Raw genomic sequence first — 19416 nt, forward strand, 5'->3', positions numbered from 1 at the left:
TTCCTATCAGGGGCCGGCACAGCGAAAGCAACTCTCATGAAGACCTTCAGCGCCAAGCCGGCCGAAGTGACGCACGAGTGGTTTGTGATTGACGCCACCGACAAGGTGCTCGGACGTGTTGCCAGCGAAGTGGCACTCCGTTTGCGCGGCAAGCACAAGGCCATTTACACGCCTCACGTGGACACCGGTGATTTCATCGTCATCGTCAACGCCGACAAGCTCCGTGTGACCGGCAACAAGGCCACCGACAAGGTGTACTACCGTCACAGCGGCTTCCCCGGCGGCATCTACGCAACGAAGTTCAAGGACATGCAAGCCAAGCACCCCGGCCGCGCGCTGGAGAAGGCCGTCAAGGGCATGCTGCCCAAGGGCCCGCTGGGTTACGCCATGGTCAAGAAGCTGAAGGTCTACGCAGGTCCCACGCACCCGCACACCGCCCAGCAGCCCAAGGCTCTCGAGATCTAAGGAACGGCCATGATCGGAAACTGGAATTACGGCACTGGCCGCCGCAAGTCGTCGGTCGCTCGCGTCTTCATCAAGAAGGGCACGGGTCAGATCATCGTCAATGGCAAGGCCATCGACGTCTACTTCGGTCGTCAGACGTCCATCATGATCGCCAAGCAGCCGCTGCTGCTGACGAACAATGGTGAAGCGTTCGACATCAAGGTGAACGTGCACGGTGGCGGCGAGTCCGGCCAGGCCGGCGCGCTGCGCCTGGGCATCACCCGCGCGCTGATCGACTACGACGCGACGCTGAAGCCCGAACTGAGCCGCGCCGGCTTCGTCACGCGTGACGCGCGTGAAGTCGAGCGTAAGAAGGTCGGTCTGCACGGCGCCCGTCGCCGCAAGCAGTTCAGCAAGCGTTAATCGCTTCACGACTCCACAAAAGGCCGCTTTATCGCGGCCTTTTGTTTTTGCGCCGACAATCCATCTATTCGTTTTCGCACAGATTCTGAGGAGCCCGCCATGAGCGCCGTGCTTGATACCCCCACCGACATCCCCGTGCCCCTGGTCTTCACCGACAGCGCCGCCGACAAGGTGCGTGACCTGGTGGCTGAAGAAGGCAACCCGGACCTGAAGCTGCGCGTGTTCGTGCAGGGCGGCGGCTGCTCGGGCTTCCAGTACGGCTTCACGTTCGACGAGGCCGTCAACGACGACGACACGCAGATGCAGAAGAACGGCGTGACGCTGCTGATCGACTCGATGAGCCTGCAGTACCTGACGGGCGCCGAGATCGACTACAAGGAAGACCTGCAGGGCGCGCAGTTCGTCATCAAGAACCCGAACGCCACGACGACCTGCGGCTGCGGGTCCAGCTTCTCGGTCTGAGCGCGGAGCTGCTTCACGCCGACAGGCCGCCCTCGGGCGGCCTGTTTGTTTTTCGGAGTGGCGCTATTCGGCGTCGTGCTGCGAGGTGGCCGGCAGCAGCGGTGCCAGCGCGTCGAACAGCGGCGGGCGGCCGTGCCGGAACTCGTTGATCATGTTGAGGTCGGTGATGACGCCAGGCGGGTCGACCGACGGGCTCTGGCGCAGGTGTTCGCGCGCGTCCAGCAGCGGCGCGTTCAGCAACTGCCAGCCGATGCCCTGGGGCTCGAACAGCGCGTCGCCCAGGCAGGGGCGAGCGTCGATGTGGCAGGCGCGCAGTGCGGCCTCGGCGCCGGGGTGGCGCTGCAGCGGCCTGTCGCTCATGTAGGCGAAGTTGCGGTAGCGCGCCACCTGCCCGAACACCGCCAGCGCCGTGGCGTAGGCGTCCAGGCTGTCGGTGGTGTTCATCGCCGCGATGCCGCCCGGCGCCAGGTGGCGCTGCAGTTCCTGCAGGTACTCGCGTGACAGCAACAGGCTGGTGTAGGCCCGCCAGTGGAAGGTGGTGTTCTGGAAGATCAGGTCGTAGCGCTCGTCGCGCTGGGCGCGCAGCCAGCGCCGGCCGTCGTCGATGTGCAAGCGCACGCGCGGGTCGTCCAGCAGCGGTGCCACCGCGGGGTGGGCGGCGATCAGCGTGCGGTAGCCCGGGTTGATCTCGACGATGTCCATCTGCTCGACGCCTGGGAAGCCCAGGATGGTGCGCGCCCAGGCGCCGCTGGACAGGCCGATCACCAGCACGCGGCGCGGGCGCGGGTGCAGCGTCGCCATCAGGTAGGCGCGGTCCAGCATGTTGGCGTTGCGGCCCATGTCCACGCTGATCAGGCCGTCGTAGGCATTGCCGCCGTAGGTGATGTCGCCGCCGGGCCGCACGATGGTGTGCAGGATGCCGTGCTTGTTCTGGATCAGCTGCCCAACCTTATCCGCGTCGTCGCCGCGCACGGCCAGGCGCTCGACGACCTGCAGAGGCCTGGCGACGAGGCCGGCTGCCAGCGCCGACAGCAGCACCGGCAGCAGCAGCCAACTGGGACGTCGCGCGGGTTCGGTCATCAGGCAGGCCAGCGCCAGCAGCGCGGTGCCTGCCGCGACGACGGCCCAGGCGCTCTCCACCGCCAGCACGTCCAGCAGCCAGAAGCCGGTGATCAGCGGCCCCAGTGCCGAGCCCATCACGTTGGCCAGATAGACCTGCGACACCGATCGACCGAGTCCAGCGCGAGCCGTGCCGGAGCCCAGGTGGTGCACGATGGGGAACAGCACACCCTTGGCGCCTGCGGTCAGCGCGATCAGCAGCAGCAGTGCCGCGAGGCGTGCCGGCGTGTAGCCCAGCAGCGGCACGGCCAGCTGCAGCGCGACGATGTCCAGCGCGGCGGCCCAGCACAGCACGCGTGCTGCCGAGGCCAGCAGCCGCGGGCTGCGCGCGCACAGGCGCCGGCCCACAACGGCACCCGCCGCGATGCCCAGCAAGAAGGCCACCAGCACCAGCGCGAAGGCCTGCGGCCGGCCTTGTTGCCCGAAGCCCAGCAGGCGCACCCACAGGATCTCCTGGCTCAGCGACAGCAGGCCCATGCCGAAGGACAGTGCCCAGGCCAGGTGGCGCATCATCAGTCGCCTTTCCCACGCAGCGTGGCGGCCACCGCCAGGCTGGCCAGGGCGTTGAGGCCGGCGGCCAGCCAGACGGCCTGGCGCAGGTCCAGCCAGTACAGCAGCAGGAAGCCCATCGCGAAGGCCCCGCAGGCGGCGCCCAGCGTGTTGATGAAGTACAGCGTGCCGGTGGACGCGCCAACGTTGCCCGAGCGCTGCCAGGCGTGGGCCACCAGCATGGGCAGCGTGGCACCCATGCACAGCGTGGGCAGCATCAGCAGCGCGAAGCTCAGGCCGGCCGCTGCGGGCCGCGACAGGCCGGCGAATGCCGCGGCGCAGGCCTGCAGCAGGTCCACGCTGGCTAGGCCGTAGAGCGCGATGGCCGCCTCGAAAAGGCAGAACGCGAGCAGGATGCGCGCCGGCCAGCGGTCCGCCAGCCAGCCGCCCAGCACGGCGCCCAGCCCCAGGCCCAGCATGAAAGTGGAGACGATGATGGTGACCGACTCGATGTCCACGCCCACCACGACGAACAGCAGGCGCTGCCAGGCGAGCTGGTATACCAGTGCCGCGAAGCCGGACAGGAAGAACGCGGCGGCGACGGGCAGCGGCGTGGCGCGGGGAAGTCGGCGCAACGGTGGGCTTTCTGGGCTAGGCCGGGTGCAGCGCCCCCAGCCGCCGCAGCCCGGCCGCGCCGGTGACGGCCGGCAGGTTGCCGGGGCGGTGCTCGACGAAGCACCGCGCTAGCCAGGCGAAGGCCGCGGCCTCGACCTGATCGACCGGCAGGCCGTGGGCGGCGCTGGATTCGACCGCGACGCCGGGGAGCAGGTCGGACAGGCGCTGCATCAGCTGTCCGTTGAGGGCGCCGCCGCCGCAGGCGATGAGCGATCTGGCTGCCGGCATCTGCGCCTGCAGCGACTCGGTCACGCAGCGTGCGCTCAGTTCCAGCAGCGTCGCCTGCACGTCTTGCGGCGCCAGCCCTGGCGTGAGTCGGGCCTGCAGCCAGCCGAGGTGGAAGAGGTCGCGGCCGGTGCTTTTGGGTGGCGCCAGCGCGAAGAAGGGTTCGGCCAGCAGCGTGGCGAGCAGGGCCGGCAGCACCCGGCCCGTTGCGGCCCAGGCGCCGTCGGCGTCGTAGGCCTGGCCCTGGTGCCGGGCGATCCACCCGTCCATCAGGCAGTTGGCCGGTCCGCAGTCGAAGCCGCCGGTGCGGCCGTCGGCGAACAGCAGGCTCAGGTTGCTGATGCCGCCGAGGTTGAGGACGGCCGTGTCCTGCCCGGTCGTGCCGAACACGGCGCGGTGGAAGGCCGGCACCAGCGGCGCGCCCTGGCCGCCGGCGGCCACGTCGCGGCTGCGCAGGTCGCAGACGACATCGATGCCGGCCTGCTCGGCCAGCAGCGCGCCGTTCAGCAACTGCGTCGTGTAGCCGTCGATGCCGCCGGGGCGGTGCCGCACGGTCTGGCCATGGGCGCCGATGGCGGCGACCTGCTCGCGGCGCGTGCCGGTGGCTTCGAGCAGCTGGGCGACGACGTCGGCATAGCCGCGTGCGACGGCGTTGGCCGCCAGCGCGGCGCGGTGCAGTTCGTTGTCGCCCGGCGTGTTGAGAGCGAGCAACTCGTCGCGCAGCGCCGGCGCGAAGGGGGCGTGGACATGGCCCGTGACGGCCAGCCGGCCAGCGTCGAAGAGAACCCCGTCGATGCCGTCGAGCGAGGTGCCCGACATCAGCCCGATGTAGAGCTGGGCGTCAGTCGGCCGCAGAGACGCCATCCATCGTCTCGGCGACGGCCAGCTGGGTCTTCACGCTGGCCACCGTCTGCTGGAACTGTGCCTTGGCGTAGCCGGGCAGCGTGACGGCCTCGGAAGCGCGGGCGATGGCGCGCGGGTCCATGTGGCGGCCGCCGACGCGGAACTCGAAGTGCAGGTGCGGGCCTGTGGCCCAGCCGGTGGCGCCGACTGCGCCGATGCGCTGACCCTGGTCGATGCGCTGGCCCTTCTTGACGTCGATCTTGCTCAGGTGGGCGTAGACGGTGGTGCGGTCGCCGCTGTGGCGCACATGCACGACGTTGCCGAAGCCGTTCTGCCAGCCCGCCATCTCGACGACGCCGTCGCCCACCGAGCGCACGGCGGTGCCGGTGGGGGCGCCGTAGTCGGTGCCGTTGTGCTGGCGCCAGGTGTTCAGGATGGGGTGGAAGCGCATCGCGAAGCCGCTGGTGATGCGCGAGAACTCCATCGGGCTGGCCAGGAAGGCGCGGCGTTTGCTCTGGCCGTCGAAGCCGTAGAAGCTGGCCTTGCCGGTGGCGCTGTCCTTGAAATAGACGGCCGAGTAGGTGCGGCCGTTGTTCGTGAACTCGCCCGCCAGCAGGCGGCCGACGCCGCCGTCCCAGGTGATGGGCTCGCCGTCGGCGGTCAGCGTCTCGTAGACGATGCTGAAGCGGTCGCCCTTGCGCAGCTCGCGGTGGAAGTCGATGTCGCCGGAGAACATGTCGGCCATCTGCGAGGCGATGGCGTCGGGGATGTTGGCGTCGTCGGTGGCGGCGAACAGCGAGGTGCGGATGCTGCCGCTGCCCAGCGCGACCTGGGCCTGCAGCGGCGCCTGCTCGGTGCGGGCCGAGAAGCCGGCGCCGTCGCGGGCGATGGTCAGGCGCGTGAAGTGGCTGCCCTGCTGCTCGACCTTCTCGGCGGGGAAGCGCACGACGATCTGCTGCACCTGGCCCGAGGCGTCTGCCATGACGTGCACGCGCTTGCCGGCGCGGCCTTGCAGCACGCGACGGCCCAGCGGGTCGTTGCGCAGGAAGGCAGCGGCGGCGGCATCAAAGGCGCCGGCGCGGCGCAGCAGCGTGTCGGGTGTGTCGCTGGAGCGCGTGATCTCGGTGCGGGCCAGCCCGATGCTGTGGGCGGCGAGCTCGTCCAACTGGGCTTCGATGCTGGGCGTGGCCAGCGTCTCGACGACGGTGCGCTTGGGCAGCGCGGCGGCATCCGGGGCCAGCGGCGCAATGCCGAAGGCGGTGACGGCGAAGCAGCTGAGCGCTCCGACGACCGAGGCGGTCAGTGCGCGCGGGTGACGGGCCGCGAAGGCTTCGGCGCTGCTGAGGGCAGTTTTGACTTGCGCTAGGCGTTGCTGGAAAACGGTCACGCTCGGTATCCCGGGGGTTGTCGCTGGGGCAATCCCGGCCGGGCCGGTTCCACGCGAAGGGGCGGCAGTGACGCTGCCCTTAAAATCCTGCTTGGTTGTGTTGAAACAACACCCCCAATTCGAAGGGTGAATTCTAACGGCTTTGTCCTACCCGGCATGCCGGTTTACCCCGATGGATCAATCACTTAACACTTTCATTCGGTTTGTTGCCGAATGCGCCGCGCCATGTCCGACGCTCCCCAATTCCCGATCACCGATGCCGTGCTGGAGGCGCTCGCCATCTCCCGCCGCGGCGTGGAAGAGCTGCTGCCGGAAGGCGAGTGGACGAAGAAGCTGGCCCGCTCGGCCGCGACGGGCGTGCCGCTGCGCATCAAGCTGGGCCTGGACCCGACGGCGCCCGACATCCACGTCGGCCACACGGTGGTGCTCAACAAGATGCGCCAGCTGCAGGACCTGGGGCACCAGGTCATCTTCCTGATCGGCGACTTCACGTCGCTGATCGGCGATCCGTCGGGCCGCAACGCGACGCGCCCGCCGCTGACCAAGGAGCAGATCCAGGCCAACGCCGAGACCTACTACGCCCAGGCCAAGCTGGTGCTGGACCCGGCGAAGACCGAGATTCGCTACAACTCCGAGTGGTGCGAGCCGCTGGGCGCGGTGGGCATGATCCAGCTGGCGGCCAAGTACACGGTGGCCCGCATGATGGAGCGCGACGACTTCACGAAGCGCTTCGCGGCCGGCACGCCGATCTCGGTGCACGAGTTCCTGTACCCGCTGATGCAGGGCTACGACTCGGTGGCGCTGAAGGCCGACCTGGAGCTGGGCGGCACCGACCAGAAGTTCAACCTGCTGATGGGCCGCCACCTGCAGCAGGAGTACGGCCAGGAGCCGCAGTGCATCCTGACCATGCCGCTGCTCGAAGGCCTGGACGGCGTCGAGAAGATGTCCAAGTCCAAGAACAACTACATCGGCATCACGGAAGCGCCGAACACGATGTTCGCCAAGATCCTGTCCATCAGCGACGTGCAGATGTGGAAGTGGTACGACCTGCTGTCGTTCAAGTCCATCGCCGAGATCGCCGCACTGAAGGCCGAGGTCGAGGCGGGGCGCAACCCCAAGGACGCGAAGGTCGCGCTGGCCAAGGAGATCACCGCGCGCTTCCACAGCGCCGCGGCGGCGGATGCGGCGGAGCAGGACTTCATCAACCGCTCCAAGGGCGGCATCCCGGACGACATCTCGACGGTGCAGCTGACTGGCGCGCCGCTTGGCATCGCCCAGGTGCTGAAGGCCGCCGGCCTGGTGGCGTCCACCAGCGAGGGGCTGCGCATGGTGGAGCAGGGCGGCGTGCGCCGCGCCGGCGAAGTGATCTCGGACAAGGGCGTCAAGCTGGACGCCGGTGAGCACGTGCTGCAGGTCGGCAAGCGCAAGTTCGCGCGTGTCGTGCTGAGCTGAGGCGTCAACGCCGAAAAACGCATGAACTGGGGCGATTTGATTCGTTGGCTGAGTTAGCCGCGGGTTGCAAGCTGGCGCGTCTTTGGTCGCCTCCGCTTGCAGTTCATGACTTTCTCGTCCCGCACTTCCTTCCCGTTCACACCGCGCCTGCTGGCGCTCGCCGCGGCGGCCGCCGCCGCACTGCCGGTCGCCGCGCAGACCGCTGAGCCGGTCTCGCTGCAGCAGGTCGTCGTCACCGGCACGCGCCGCGTCGACCGCACGCTGTCGCAGTCCGAGTCCGCCGTCGACGTCATCAGCGCGGCCGACCTGCAGCGCAGCGGCAGCACCGAGCTGGCCACGGCGCTGGCGCAGTTGCTGCCGTCGCTGAACTTCCCGCGCCCGTCGCTGACCGACGCGTCCGACGCCGTGCGCCCCGCGCAGCTGCGCGGCCTGTCGCCGGACCAGACGCTGGTGCTCGTCGACGGCAAGCGCCGTCACACCGGCGCGGTCGTCAACATCAACGGCACGCAGGGCCGCGGCTCGGCGCCGGTGGACCTGAACGCCATCCCCATCTCGGCCATCGAGCGCGTCGAGGTGCTGCGCGACGGCGCCGCGGCGCAGTACGGCTCGGACGCGATCGCCGGCGTCGTCAACATCGTGCTGAAGCGGGGCGCCAAGGGCGGCGCCGTCACGGCCGAGGTCGGTGGCACCGACCGCGGCGACGGCCAGCGCGGCCAGCTGGGCGCCAGCTTCGGGCTGGACCTGGGCGCCGGCAGCTGGCTGCGGCTGGCGGCCGAGGCCGGCCACCAGCAGCGCAGCAACCGCGCCGGCGTCGACGCGCGTGACGCGGCGACCGAGCCGCGCAAGGGCCAGGTCAACAACCGCCTGGGCGACCCCGACAGCACGAAGAAGTCGCTGCTGCTGAACGGCCAGGCCGAGCTGGGCGGCGGCGTGCAGCTGTACGGCAACGCCAGCCTGAACCAGCGCGACACCACCAGCACCGCGTTCTGGCGCACGCAGGCCACCGCGGCGGCCAACGGCGTGGCCACGCTGTTCCCCGAGGGTTTCCTGCCGCACGAGGACAGCCGCACGCGTGACGTGGGCCTGGTGCTGGGCCTGCGCGGCGAGGCGGCCGGCTGGCAGTGGGACGCCAGCCTCAACCACGGCGAGAACCGCTTCGACATCGCCGTGTCCAACACCGCGAACTACTCGCTGGGCGCGGCCAGCCCGACGCGCTTCGACGCCGGCGGCCTGCGCAACCAGCAGACGCTGCTGAACGTCGACGCGACGCGCGAGCTGGACTGGGGCCTCGTGCGCCCCGTGCTGCTGTCCGCCGGCGCGGAGCTGCGCCAGGAGCGCTACGAGGTCGTGGCCGGCGAGCCCAACTCCTACACGGGTGGCGGCGCGTCGGGCTTTCCGGGCTTCCGGCCCGGCGATGCGGGCAGCCACCGCCGCCACAACGTGTCTGCCTACGTGGGCCTGGAGGGCCAGCTGACGACGGCCTTCAGCGCCAGCGCCGCGCTGCGCGCCGAGGACTACAGCGACTTCGGCCGCGCGACGGCGCTGAAGCTGTCGGGCCGCTACGTCGTCAGCCCGGCTGTCGCGCTGCGTGGCACGGTGTCGACGGGCTTCCGCGCGCCGTCGCTGGCGCAGCAGTACTTCGCGACGACGTCCACCAACCTCATCAACGGCGCGCTGGTGGAGGCCGGCACCTTCACCGTGCCGTCAGCCGCAGCGCAGGCGCTGGGCGCCCAGCCGCTGAAGGCGGAGAAATCGCGCAACGCCAGCCTGGGCCTGCAGCTGTCGCCCACGCGTGACTGGCAGACGACGCTGGACGTCTACCAGATCGACATCGATCACCGCATCCTGCTGTCCGGCAACCTGTCGCTGCCGGCGGCGCTGCGCACGCAGCTGGCTGCGCAGGGGCTGAACGTCAGCGCGGGCCGCTACTTCACGAACGCGCTGGACACGCGCACCCGCGGCGCCGACCTCGTCAGCACGCTGCGGCAGGACTGGGGCGCCGCCGGCCGCAGCGAGTTCACGCTGGCCTATGGCTACACGCACAACACCGTGCGCCGCGTGGCCGACAACCCGGCCGTGCTGACGGCCAACAACCTGACGCTGATCGATCGCGTGACGCTGGCCCGCGCCACCGTCAGCGCGCCGGACGACAAGCTGCTGCTGGCCGCCGAGCACCGCTGGGGCCCGTGGAGCGCCCGCGTGGCCGCCACGCGCTACGGCGACTACGAGGTGCGCCAGGCCAGCACCGCCAACGACCAGCGCTTTGCCGCCGCCTGGCTGGCCGACGTGTCGGTGGGCTGGGCCCAGGGGCCGTGGCGCGTGGACGCCGGCGTGGAGAACCTCGGCAACCGCTACCCCGACCGCGTCATCGCCGCCAACGCGGTGGGCGGCATCCTGACGTACAGCAGCTTCTCGCCGTTCGGCTTCAACGGCCGGCAGTACTTCGCGAAGGTCGGCTACCGCTGGTGACGCCGTCAGGCGCTCTGGCCGCGCTTGTCGGCGTACATGCGGTCGTCGCTGCGCTGCAGCAGCGTCTGCATGGACTCCCCGGCGCGCGCCTGCTCCAGCCCGATGCTGATGCTCACGCGCAGCCCCGGCGCGATGGCGTCCCAGCCGTGCTGCTGGACGGCCCACTTCATGCGCGCGCAGACCTGCTGCGCCTCCGCCAGCGTCGCGCGGTCGAACAGCACGACGAACTCGTCGCCCGCCATGCGCGCGACGAAGTCGCCGGTGCGCACCGACTGTGTCAGCACGCTGGCGACGACCTTGAGCACCTGGTCGCCCACGTGGTGGGAGAAGCCGTCGTTGATCTGCTTGAAGCGGTCCACGTCGATGAGGGCCACGCAGGTCTGCCGGCCCGGGTTCATCGGCGTGGCCATGCAGGCCTGCAACTGGCGGTCCAGCGCGCGCCGGTTGGGGATGCGGGTCAGGCTGTCCTCCAGCGACAGCCGCTCCAGCATGCGTGAGCGGAACTCCAGCCGCAGGATCTGGTTCGCCGACGTGCGGGCCTCCAGCTGCCATTCGGCGGCCTGGTCGCGGCTGTCCAGCGCCTCGCGCCGGATGGCCTGCTCGCGCTGGTAGAGGCGGCGCAGCTCGTCGGCCTCGGCGCGGCTGTCGCCGCGCGCGCGCTCCAGCGTCGCCACCACGCGGTGCCCCAGGCAGGCCAGCTGCTCATGCTCGGCCTGCGTGGCGGCGCGGATCATCTCGCGGCCCAGGTCGGCGGCCAGGCCCAGGTCGTGGCAGGCCCAGGCGGCCTCGGTCTCCAGCCAGTGCCGCATGCCCACCAGCCAGGTCGCGCGGCCGTCGCGGGCCTGCCAGGCGTCGCACCACTGCAGCTCGGCCGCGGCGGCCTCCAGGTCGCCCGACCACGCCGCGGCCAGCCCCTTGAGCACGTGGAACAGCGTGCGCGTCGCCTCGGTCATGCCCAGCAGCAGCCCCTCGTCGCCGTGGCGCTCGATGATGTCGCCGCAGTCCACCAGCCGCGCGTGCAGCTTGCCCACCGACGGCGCGATGCCGGACTCGAAGCGCAGCACCGCGAACCGGAACGCCTCCAGGAAGGCCAGGTTGAGCAGCGGCTGCAGCGGGCTGGCCGAGGGCTCGTCGACATGGACGAGGTCGGCCGAGCGCTCCAGCGCCGACTCGGCGCGGCCGAAGTCCTGGCCCCAGCAGAAGGCCACGCCCAGGTAGTTGTGCACCAGCGGCTGCAGGTGCGACAGCGGCAGCCCGTCGGACAGGCCGACGGCCAGCAGCGCGCTCTCGATGGCCTCGTCCACGCGGCCCAGGTTGGTCGCGACATGGGCCAGCGTCGTCAGCGCCATCACCTCGCTGGCCAGGTCCTGCGCCTGGCGCAGCAGGTGCACGGCGGACTGGCTGTTGCTGTAGGCGCGGCGCAGCTGTGACAGCTGCCGGTCGCAGTCGGCCAGGCAGGCGAGCGCGCGGCCTTCGTGCAGCATGTTGCGGCCGGCCTGGGCGTTCTTCAGCACCTGGCGGGCGAGGTAGGTCGCCTGCTCGATGTCGCCCACCTCCAGCGCCTCATGCGCGCGATGCAGCGCGAAGTCGTCGTTGCCCTCGGTCACGTTCTGCCCCTTCCCACGCGTGGCCGGCCCCGTCGTCGTCGACGCGCCGGATGCGCGTGGCGGCGGCCGCGGGGCCAGGTTGTTGTGCAGCCCGAATGGTGGCGGCAGTTGTGGCCGCCACGCCGCTGTTGCACCGCAACAACCGGCCCGACCTGCCGAATCCCGCACGCTGGCGCGGCCCGGGTGGGGCCGGCCGGCGGGGGGCGCAGCGTCAGGGCTTCACGGGCCGGGGGTAGGCGCCCGGCTTCACGACCGGCACCGGCTGCTCGGCGATGCGCTTCTTCAGCTCGGCGATGGCGGCGTCCAGCTGTGCGTCCTGGCCCAGGAAGGTGGCGCGGGGCAGGTTGTCCACCTCGATGTCCGGCGACACGCCCACGCCTTCGATGAGGAAGCGGCCGCTGGCGTCCATCTGGCCGGTCTCGGCGGCGCGCATGATGCCGTTGTCCAGCAGGCGGTTCTGGTCGGACAGCCACACGCCGGCGCCGGAGCTGCGCTTGCCGATGACGGGTCCGATCTTCAGCCGCTTGAAGCCTTCGGAGAAGGTCTCGCCGTCGCTGTAGGTGTCCTCGTTCATCAGCACCACGGTGTGGCCGCGCCAGACGTTCTGCATGTTGGCGTAGACCGGCGCGCCTGCCGGCGAGCGCGGCTGCCAGAAGGCCCAGGCGCGGCGCAGCAGCTTCTCCAGGATCCAGCTGTCGATGTTGCCGCCGTTGTTGTAGCGCACGTCGATGATGAGGCCGTCGCGGTCACCGGCGGCGTAGAACTCGCGCACGAAGTCGGCGATGTCGTTGGGCCCCATCGCGCGCAGGTGCACGTAGCCGATGCGGCCCTGGCCCAGCTGCTCCACCGCGCGGGCGCGGCTGACGCGCCAGTCGTTGTAGCGCAGCTGGTTCTCGCGCATCTGCGCCACCGGCGTGACGATGCGCTGCACCGCCTTGCCGTCGGCACGCTTCACGTCCAGCAGCACCTGGCGGCCGGCCTGGCCGCGCAGCAGCTCCAGCAGGTGCGGCGCGTCGGCCGTGGGGCGGCCGTTCACGTGCGTGATGACGTCGCCCACCTTCAGGTCGACGCCGGTCGCCGCCAGTGGCGGGGCCTCGGCGGGCAGCTCCAGCTCGTGGCCGTAGATGGCGTCGATGCGCCAGCCGCCCGGCGCGCGCGAGAAGCGCCCGCCCAGACCGGCCAGCGCCGGGTCGTCGCTGCCGGGGCGGGTGTCGCCCGGGCCGACCTGGCTGTGCAGCGCGCCCAGCTCGGACACCATCTGCGCCATCAGCTCGGCCAGCTCGACGCGGTCGGTCACGCGGTCCACCAGCGGCTCGTACTTGGCGCGCACGGCCGCCCAGTCCACGCCGTGCATGTCCTTGTCGTAGAAGTGATCGCGGTGCATGCGCCAGGCGTCGGCGAACATCTGCTTCCACTCGGCGCGCGGCTGCGTGGCGATCTGCCAGTCGCTCCAGCGCACGGTCAGCTTGGACAGGTCGGCCGGCAGCTTGGGCGCCGCGTCGACGATGAGCACCTCGGGCGCGCCCTGGCCCTGGTTGCGCACCAGCATCAGCTTCTTGCCGTCGGCGCTCAGCTCGTAGGCGCGGGCGTCGCCCGCCAGCACCTCGGGGGCGCCACCCTGGTTGTCGATGCCCACGGACTTGAGCTGCGTCTTGCCGTCCAGGTCACGGTCCAGGAACCACAGCCGCTTGCCGTCGGTGCGCAGCGCGCGGTAGTTGCCGGCCGGCACGGGCAGCTCGATGAGCCGCTCGTTCAGCCCTTCGAACACGATGGCGGGCTTGCCCTTCTTGTCGGCGGGCTTGTCGGCGGCCTTCTTGTCGTCCTTGGCGTCGGGCTTGCGCTCGGTGGGCGCCTTGTCCGTGGCCTTGCGGTCCTCGGCGCGCTGCTCATCGGCCTTCTTCTCGGTGGCCGATTCCAGCTCGTCCTTGGCCGCGAACGGCGAGCGCAGGCCCGGCTGCAGCGCGACGGCGTACAGCTTGCTGCGCAGGCCGAAGAACGGGCCGGTGTTGCGGTCGCCCCAGGGGCTGCCGTTGCCGGTGGTGGCGAAGTGGCGGCTGGACGCGAAGTACAGCCACTGGCCGTCGGGGCTGAAGGCGGCACCTTCGGCGTCGTAGCGGTCGCCGGTCAGCGTGTGCGTGCGGCCGTCGGCCACGCGGTAGAGCTGCAGCTGCGAGCGGTCGGCGTGGCGCAGCGACTGCTGCCACACCAGCACCTGGCCGTCGGGGCTCCAGGCCTGCAGCTGCGGCGAGTCGCCCATCGTGCTGCGGGCGATCTCGCGCGTGGCGGCCGGGGCCTTGGGGTCGCTCTTGAGATCGGTCAGCCAGACGCGGCCTTCCTTGTCCGTGTGCGCCAGCCAGCGGCCGTCGGGCGACGGCAGCAGCTCGCGGCGCTGCATGGCGCCGCCGTGCGTCACGCGCTCGGGCTTGCCGGTGCCGTTGGCGGCCAGGCGCCAGATCTCCTGCTCGCCGCTGAAGTCGCAGACGGCGAACACGCTCTTGCTGTCGCTGCTGAACTCGCCCTTCTTGCAGCGGCCGTCGGCCGGCTGCGGCAGCTCGGCGCGGCGCAGCGCCTGCACGCCCTGCGTGGCCAGGTGGCCGCGCGCGGCCAGCAGCACGCGCTCGCCGTTGGGCGCGAACGAGTGGTCGGTCAGGAAGTCCTGCGGCTTCTTGATCCAGCGCTCGCGCATCTGGTCGAAGTCGCCGGCCAGCGTGATGTCCAGCTTCCTCGGCGCGGCGCCGGGCGTGAGGTCCACCGTGTAGAGGTCGGCGCCCAGCGCGTAGACGGCGCTGCCGCCGTCCACGTCGGCGTGGCGGATGTCCCAGCCCTTGTGCGTGGTGTGCTGGCGCAGGTCGCCGCCCTGCGCGTTGACGGACCACAGGTTGACCGAGCCGTCGCGGTCGGACAGGAAGGCGATGCGCGCCTCGCCGCCGGCGGTGCGGTAGGGCAGGGGGCGGCGGTCGTTGTTGCCTTCGGCGACGAAGGGGCGGGCCTCGCCACTGCCGGCCAGGTCCAGCGCCCACAGCCGCGCGATGGCGCCGCCGCGGTACTGGCGCGCGTTGTCGCTGCGCAGGCCGCTGCGGGTGAAGTACAGCGTCTTGCCGTCGGCGCTCAGCGCGGCGTCGCTGGCCTGGCCCACGGGCAGCTGGCGGCGCTGGCCGGTCTTCACGTCGATGGCGAACAGCTGCGCGCCGGGGCGGGCGTCCAGGCCGGTGTAGAGCACCTCGCCGGCGGCCGTGAAGCCCCAGGCGCGCATGCCGCCGCCTTCCCACGTCAGCCGCTTCGGCGCGCCGCCGGCCACGGGCATCAGGTAGAGCTCGGTGCCGCCGTCGTACTGGCCCGTGAACGCCAGCCACTGGCCGTCGGGCGACACGACGGGCTGGCTCTCCAGCCCCGGGTGGGTGGTCAGCCGCTGCGCAGTGCCGCCGGCGCTGGCCGCGCGCCAGAGGTCGCCCTCGGCGACGAAGTAGACGCTGTCGCCCTGCAGGGTGGGCTGGCGGTAGAAGCCGTTGGTGCCGGCCATGGCGCTGGTGGCGCCGGCCAGGCACAGGGCCGCGATGGCGGCGAGACGGAACGGGGGCATGGGTTCTCCTCGAAGAGCCGGCATTGTGTGACTAGGGGGACGGGTGGCGATTCGTCACATCGGGTGAATCCGGAGGCCGGGTGGGGGCGTAGACCGCCCAGATGCCAAGCCGGCATTGCCACACAGGATGCCCCCCATGACTGCCCGACTCCACCGCATCGCGCTGGCGGCGCTGCTGCTCGGCCTGGCCGCCGGCGCCCAGGCGTCCAGCCACCGTGAAGCGCCCTTCATCACCACGGTTCCCAAGGTCGACGCGACGGACTTCTACCTGTTCCGCAGCTACGAGGCCGGCCGCGACGGCATGGTCACGCTGATCGCCAACTACCTGCCGCTGCAGGACGCCTACGGCGGCCCCAACTACTTTGCGCTGGACCCCAACGCGCTGTACGAGATCCACATCGACAACACCGGCGACGCCAAGGAAGACCTGACCTTCCAGTTCCGCTTCAAGAACCGGCTCTCCAACGGCGGCGCCGGCACCAGCCTGACGGTGGGCGGCAAGTCGGTGGGCATCCCACTGATCCAGAGCGGTGCCGTGGCGAACGTGAAGGACGCCAACCTGCAGGTCAACGAGAGCTACACCGTCACGGTGGTGCGCGGCGACCGCCGCAGCGGCACGGCGCAGGCCGTGGCGCACGCCACCAGCGGCGTGACGACGTTCGACAAGCCCGTCGACAACATCGGCGGCAAGACGATTGCCGACTACGCCGGCTACGCGGCCAAGCATGTCTACCCCATCACCATCCCCGGCTGCGCGATGCCGGCCAAGGTGTTCGTCGGCCAGCGGCAGGATCCGTTCGCCGTCAACCTCGGCACCATCTTCGACCTGGTGAATGCGCCGGTCTCCGTCATCACCGACCCGTCGCTGATCAATGCCGCGCCCAACACCATCGGCGACAAGAACGTCACCACGCTGGCGCTGGAGGTGCACAAGGACTGCCTGAAGAGCGCCGGCAGCGACGTCATCGGCGGCTGGACGACCGCCAGCCTGCGCCAGGGCCGGCTGCTGGACCCGACGCCCAAGAGCGGCCACCAGACCACCGAGAAGGCCGGCGGCGCGTGGGTGCAGGTGTCGCGGCTGGGCATGCCGCTGGTCAACGAGGTCGTCATCGGGCTGAAGGACAAGGACAAGTTCAACGCGTCCAAGCCGAAGGACGACGCCCAGTTCGCCGACTACGTGACCAACCCGACGCTGCCCGCGCTGCTGGAGATCGCGCTGGCGCTGCCCAACACGGCGCCGACGAACTTCCCGCGCACGGATCTCGTCACGACCTTCCTGACCGGCATCAAGGGCGTCAACCAGCTCGCCACGGTGACGCCTTCGGAGATGCTGCGGCTGAACACGGCCATCGCGCCCGTGCCGTTCGCGCAGCAGAACCGGCTGGGCATCGTCGGCAACATCCTGGCCAGCGGCAGCGACAACGCCGGCTACCCCAACGGCCGCCGACCCAAGGACGACGTCGTCGACATCTCGCTGGTGGCCGTGATGGGCGGCCTGTGCGTGGCCAACGGCGACACGGACAAGCTCGCACTCGGCGCGGCCTGCAAGCCGTCGGCCGTGCCGCTGGGCGCGACCGCGTTCAAGCTGCACGACGCGGTGGACCAGGCCGTCGTGCCGCTGCTGCCTGCTTTCCCGTACCTCAACACGCCCATCCCGGGCGCCAAGTGAAGGAGGCCGCCATGCGCACCCTGATGACCACCGTGGCGGCCGGTGCCGCCAGCCTGGCCCTCGTCGCCTGTGGCGGCGGGGGCGGCGACAGCAGCGGTCCGGCGCCCGGCCCGGCGCCCATGCCCATGCCCCAGACCGCCGTGCCCGACAGCGCCATCACGTCCAGCGACGCCTTCGTCGGCTACCTGAACACGCGCGCCACCGGTGACGAGACCAGCGACGCGCTGACGCTGCCGGCCGGCGAGCCGTTCACCAGCGAGACCGAAGAGCCCTACGCGATCTGAGCATGAAGGCGCTGCTGGCCCTGCTGCTGGTGCTACCGCTCGCGGCGGCGGCCGAGCCCTTCACGCCGAAGGACGACGCCGACGTCGTGCAGCGGCTGCCCTACCGCATGGACGCCGCCGAGCGCGCCCGCCGCGCAGCGCTGGCGCGCGACCCGGCCCAGCTGCCGCTGGCTGTGGCCGCCGCACGCGCCGCGCTGGACCGCGCCCGCACGCTGGGCGACCCGCGCGAGCTGGGCATTGCCCAGGCTGCGCTGGCGCCCTGGTGGGCGCGCGCCGACGCCCCCGCCGATGCCGTGCTGCTGCGCGCCCGCGTGCAGCAGGCGCGGCATGAGTTCGACGCCGCGCAGGCCGACCTGCAACGCCTGCTGGCCCGCGGCGACCTGGCGCCCGCGCTGCGCGCGCAGGCGCTGCTGGACGCCGCGGCCATCCACCAGCTGCGCGCCGAGCTGCAGCCGGCGCGGGCGTTGTGCGAGCAGCTCCAGCCGCTCGCCCCGCTGCCCGCGGCGGCCTGCCTGGCCGAGCTGGACAGCCTGTCCGGCCGGGCTGCCGAGGCGGCCCCCGCGCTGGCCCGCCTTGGCGGTGGCCGCCACGAGCCCGCATGGCTGACGCTGATGCGCGCTGAGCTGGCCGAGCGCCAGGGCGATGCCGCCGCGCCGGCGCTGTACCGCCAGGCGCTGCATGGCGCCGACGACGTCTACACCCGCGCCGCGCTGGCCGACTGGCTGCTGGCCCGGGACCGCGCGGCCAACGCGCTGGCGTTGACGCAGGGCAGCGACGCCGATGCGCTGCTGCTGCGCCACGTCATCGCGCTGCGCCGGCTGGGCCGCGACGCCACTGCGCCCACCGCTCGGCTGCGCGACAGCCTCGCCGCCGCCGACCGCCGCGAACCCGGCCGCCACGCCCGCGAGCAGGCCCGCTTTGCGCTCGACGTGACCGGCCAGCCGCGCGAGGCACTGCGGCTGGCGCAGGCCAACTGGGCCTGGCAGCGCGAGCCGGCCGATGCCGTGCTGCTGCTGCGCGCCGCCCAGGCCGCCGGCCGCGACGGTGAGCCCGCGCGCCGCGAGCTGGCCCGCTTCGTGCGCGAGCGAGGCTGGCAAGATGCGCGGCTCGCCGCCCTCGACCGGAGCCTGCTTTCTTGATTCTTCGCGGACTCGTCCTGCTGCTGCTGTTCTGCGCCGGCGCCCGTGCCTGGGCCCACCAGTCCAGCGAGGGCTATCTCAGCTACCGCGTTCACGGCGCCGCCGTCGAGCAGCGCCTCGACCTCGCGCTGCGCGACCTCGACCGTGACCTCGGCCTGGATGCCGATGGCGACGGCACGCTCGCCTGGGGCGAGGTGCGCGCGCGCTGGGCCGACATCGAAGCGCTGGCCGACACCGGCCTGCGCTTCACCGCCGATGGCGTCGCCTGCACGCGCGAGCAGCCCGCGCCGCCGCAGCTGGACGAGCACAGCGACGGCATGTATGCCGTGCTCGTCACGCGCTGGCACTGCCCGGCCGACGTGCGCGAGCTGGTGCTGGACTACCGCGTCTTTGCCGCCACCGACGCCGGTCATCGCGGCCTGGCCCGTCTCGTCGGCACGGCCGGCGAGCCGCTCGTGCTGGTGCCCGGCGGCGCCCCGCAGCGGCTGAGTGCCAGCAGCGCGGGCCTGGGCAGCTTCGTCGTCGACGGCATGGCCCACATCGCCAGTGGGCTGGATCATCTGCTCTTCCTCGCCACGCTCATCCTCGTGGCCGTGTGGCACCGCGACGGCATCGGTTGGGCGCCGCGCGCCAGCGGCCGCAGTGCGTTGGGCGAAACGCTCAAGCTCGTCACCGCCTTCACCGTGGCGCACTCCATCACGCTGGGCCTGGCGGCCAGCGGTGCCATCGACCCGCCGTCGCGCGGGATCGAGTCGCTGATCGCGCTGACCGTGCTGCTGGCGGCGCTGGACAACCTGCGCCCCTTCGTGCCCGGCCCGCGCTGGGCGATGGTCGGGTTGTTCGGCCTCGTGCACGGCGTGGGTTTTGCGGGGCCGCTGAAGGACCTGGGGCTGCGCGGGCCTGAGCTGGTGCTGCCGCTGCTGGGCTTCAACGTCGGCGTGGAGCTGGGCCAGCTCGCGGCGGTGGCGTTGCTGCTGCCGTTTGCGGTGCTGCTGCGCAAGCGCCCGGTCTACCGGCGCTGGATCGTGCCGGCGGGTTCCAGCGCCATCGCCGCGCTGGCCCTGCTGTGGCTGATCGAGCGCAGCCTGGCCTTGCAGCTGTTGCCCTGAGGCCGGAGCGGCGGGTGCTGCGCCGGCACTGGCCGCTCGG

Annotated in this window: 15 protein-coding genes; 9 read left to right on the forward strand and 6 right to left on the reverse strand. The window is 71.5% G+C overall.

Annotated elements, in window-relative coordinates; translation table 11 throughout:
• Positions 1-36 precede the first annotated feature (36 nt).
• The 3 genes from rplM (at position 37) to erpA (ending at position 1329) form a co-directional block, all read left to right on the forward strand.
• Positions 37-465, forward strand: a complete 429-nt coding sequence (gene rplM / locus AC1Q7O_RS00625) for a 50S ribosomal protein L13 (protein WP_088482271.1) — start codon at positions 37-39, stop codon at positions 463-465.
• A gap of 9 nt (positions 466-474) precedes the next feature.
• Positions 475-867: a 30S ribosomal protein S9 gene (rpsI, locus tag AC1Q7O_RS00630; protein WP_492660201.1), complete on the forward strand. Its 393-nt coding sequence runs from the start codon at positions 475-477 to the stop codon at positions 865-867.
• A 99-nt stretch (positions 868-966) separates the two neighbouring features.
• Entirely contained in the window at positions 967-1329 is a 363-nt protein-coding gene (erpA, locus tag AC1Q7O_RS00635) for an iron-sulfur cluster insertion protein ErpA (RefSeq protein WP_492660200.1), read from the forward strand.
• A gap of 63 nt (positions 1330-1392) precedes the next feature.
• Here erpA and AC1Q7O_RS00640 read toward each other — a convergent pair whose 3' ends face one another.
• From AC1Q7O_RS00640 to AC1Q7O_RS00655, 4 genes are read right to left on the reverse strand one after another with little or no spacing between them, the layout of a single operon-like run.
• Positions 1393-2961: a spermine/spermidine synthase domain-containing protein gene (locus AC1Q7O_RS00640; protein WP_492660199.1), complete on the reverse strand. Its 1569-nt coding sequence runs from the start codon at positions 2959-2961 to the stop codon at positions 1393-1395.
• Complete coding sequence (locus AC1Q7O_RS00645) at positions 2961-3572, reverse strand: fused MFS/spermidine synthase (RefSeq protein ID WP_492660198.1); 612 nt, start codon at positions 3570-3572, stop codon at positions 2961-2963. Before AC1Q7O_RS00645 ends, AC1Q7O_RS00640 begins: the two co-directional genes overlap by 1 nt.
• A gap of 16 nt (positions 3573-3588) precedes the next feature.
• On the reverse strand, positions 3589-4701 hold the full coding sequence (locus tag AC1Q7O_RS00650) for an anhydro-N-acetylmuramic acid kinase (protein WP_492660197.1): 1113 nt from the start codon (positions 4699-4701) through the stop codon (positions 3589-3591).
• Complete coding sequence (locus AC1Q7O_RS00655; protein WP_492660196.1) at positions 4679-6067, reverse strand: peptidoglycan DD-metalloendopeptidase family protein; 1389 nt, start codon at positions 6065-6067, stop codon at positions 4679-4681. The genes AC1Q7O_RS00650 and AC1Q7O_RS00655 overlap by 23 nt, the downstream gene beginning before the upstream one ends.
• Before the next feature lie 225 nt (positions 6068-6292).
• Here AC1Q7O_RS00655 and tyrS point away from each other — a divergent pair, with 225 nt between their 5' ends.
• Positions 6293-7519: a tyrosine--tRNA ligase gene (tyrS, locus tag AC1Q7O_RS00660; protein ID WP_492660195.1), complete on the forward strand. Its 1227-nt coding sequence runs from the start codon at positions 6293-6295 to the stop codon at positions 7517-7519.
• A 105-nt stretch (positions 7520-7624) separates the two neighbouring features.
• Entirely contained in the window at positions 7625-9988 is a 2364-nt protein-coding gene (locus AC1Q7O_RS00665; RefSeq protein ID WP_492660194.1) for a TonB-dependent receptor plug domain-containing protein, read from the forward strand.
• Positions 9989-9993: 5 nt separating this feature from the next.
• Here AC1Q7O_RS00665 and AC1Q7O_RS00670 read toward each other — a convergent pair whose 3' ends face one another.
• Entirely contained in the window at positions 9994-11595 is a 1602-nt protein-coding gene (locus AC1Q7O_RS00670) for a diguanylate cyclase (RefSeq protein WP_492660193.1), read from the reverse strand.
• Between the two features lie 211 nt (positions 11596-11806).
• Entirely contained in the window at positions 11807-15175 is a 3369-nt protein-coding gene (locus AC1Q7O_RS00675) for a S41 family peptidase (RefSeq protein WP_492660192.1), read from the reverse strand.
• 136 nt (positions 15176-15311) lie between these two features.
• Between AC1Q7O_RS00675 and AC1Q7O_RS00680 the strand changes: the two genes are divergently transcribed.
• From AC1Q7O_RS00680 to AC1Q7O_RS00695, 4 genes are read left to right on the forward strand one after another with little or no spacing between them, the layout of a single operon-like run.
• Positions 15312-16844 (forward strand): DUF4331 domain-containing protein, encoded by a 1533-nt coding sequence (locus AC1Q7O_RS00680; protein WP_492660191.1) that lies wholly within the window; start codon positions 15312-15314, stop codon positions 16842-16844.
• 11 nt (positions 16845-16855) lie between these two features.
• A complete protein-coding gene (locus AC1Q7O_RS00685; protein WP_492660190.1) occupies positions 16856-17128 on the forward strand; it encodes a hypothetical protein in 273 nt (90 codons plus the stop codon).
• A gap of 2 nt (positions 17129-17130) precedes the next feature.
• Entirely contained in the window at positions 17131-18267 is a 1137-nt protein-coding gene (locus AC1Q7O_RS00690; protein WP_492660189.1) for a hypothetical protein, read from the forward strand.
• Positions 18264-19376: a HupE/UreJ family protein gene (locus AC1Q7O_RS00695; protein ID WP_492660188.1), complete on the forward strand. Its 1113-nt coding sequence runs from the start codon at positions 18264-18266 to the stop codon at positions 19374-19376. The genes AC1Q7O_RS00690 and AC1Q7O_RS00695 overlap by 4 nt, the downstream gene beginning before the upstream one ends.
• Positions 19377-19416: the final 40 nt, after the last annotated feature.

The sequence above is a fragment of the Roseateles sp. GW823-FHT07B05 genome, from assembly GCF_058794515.1.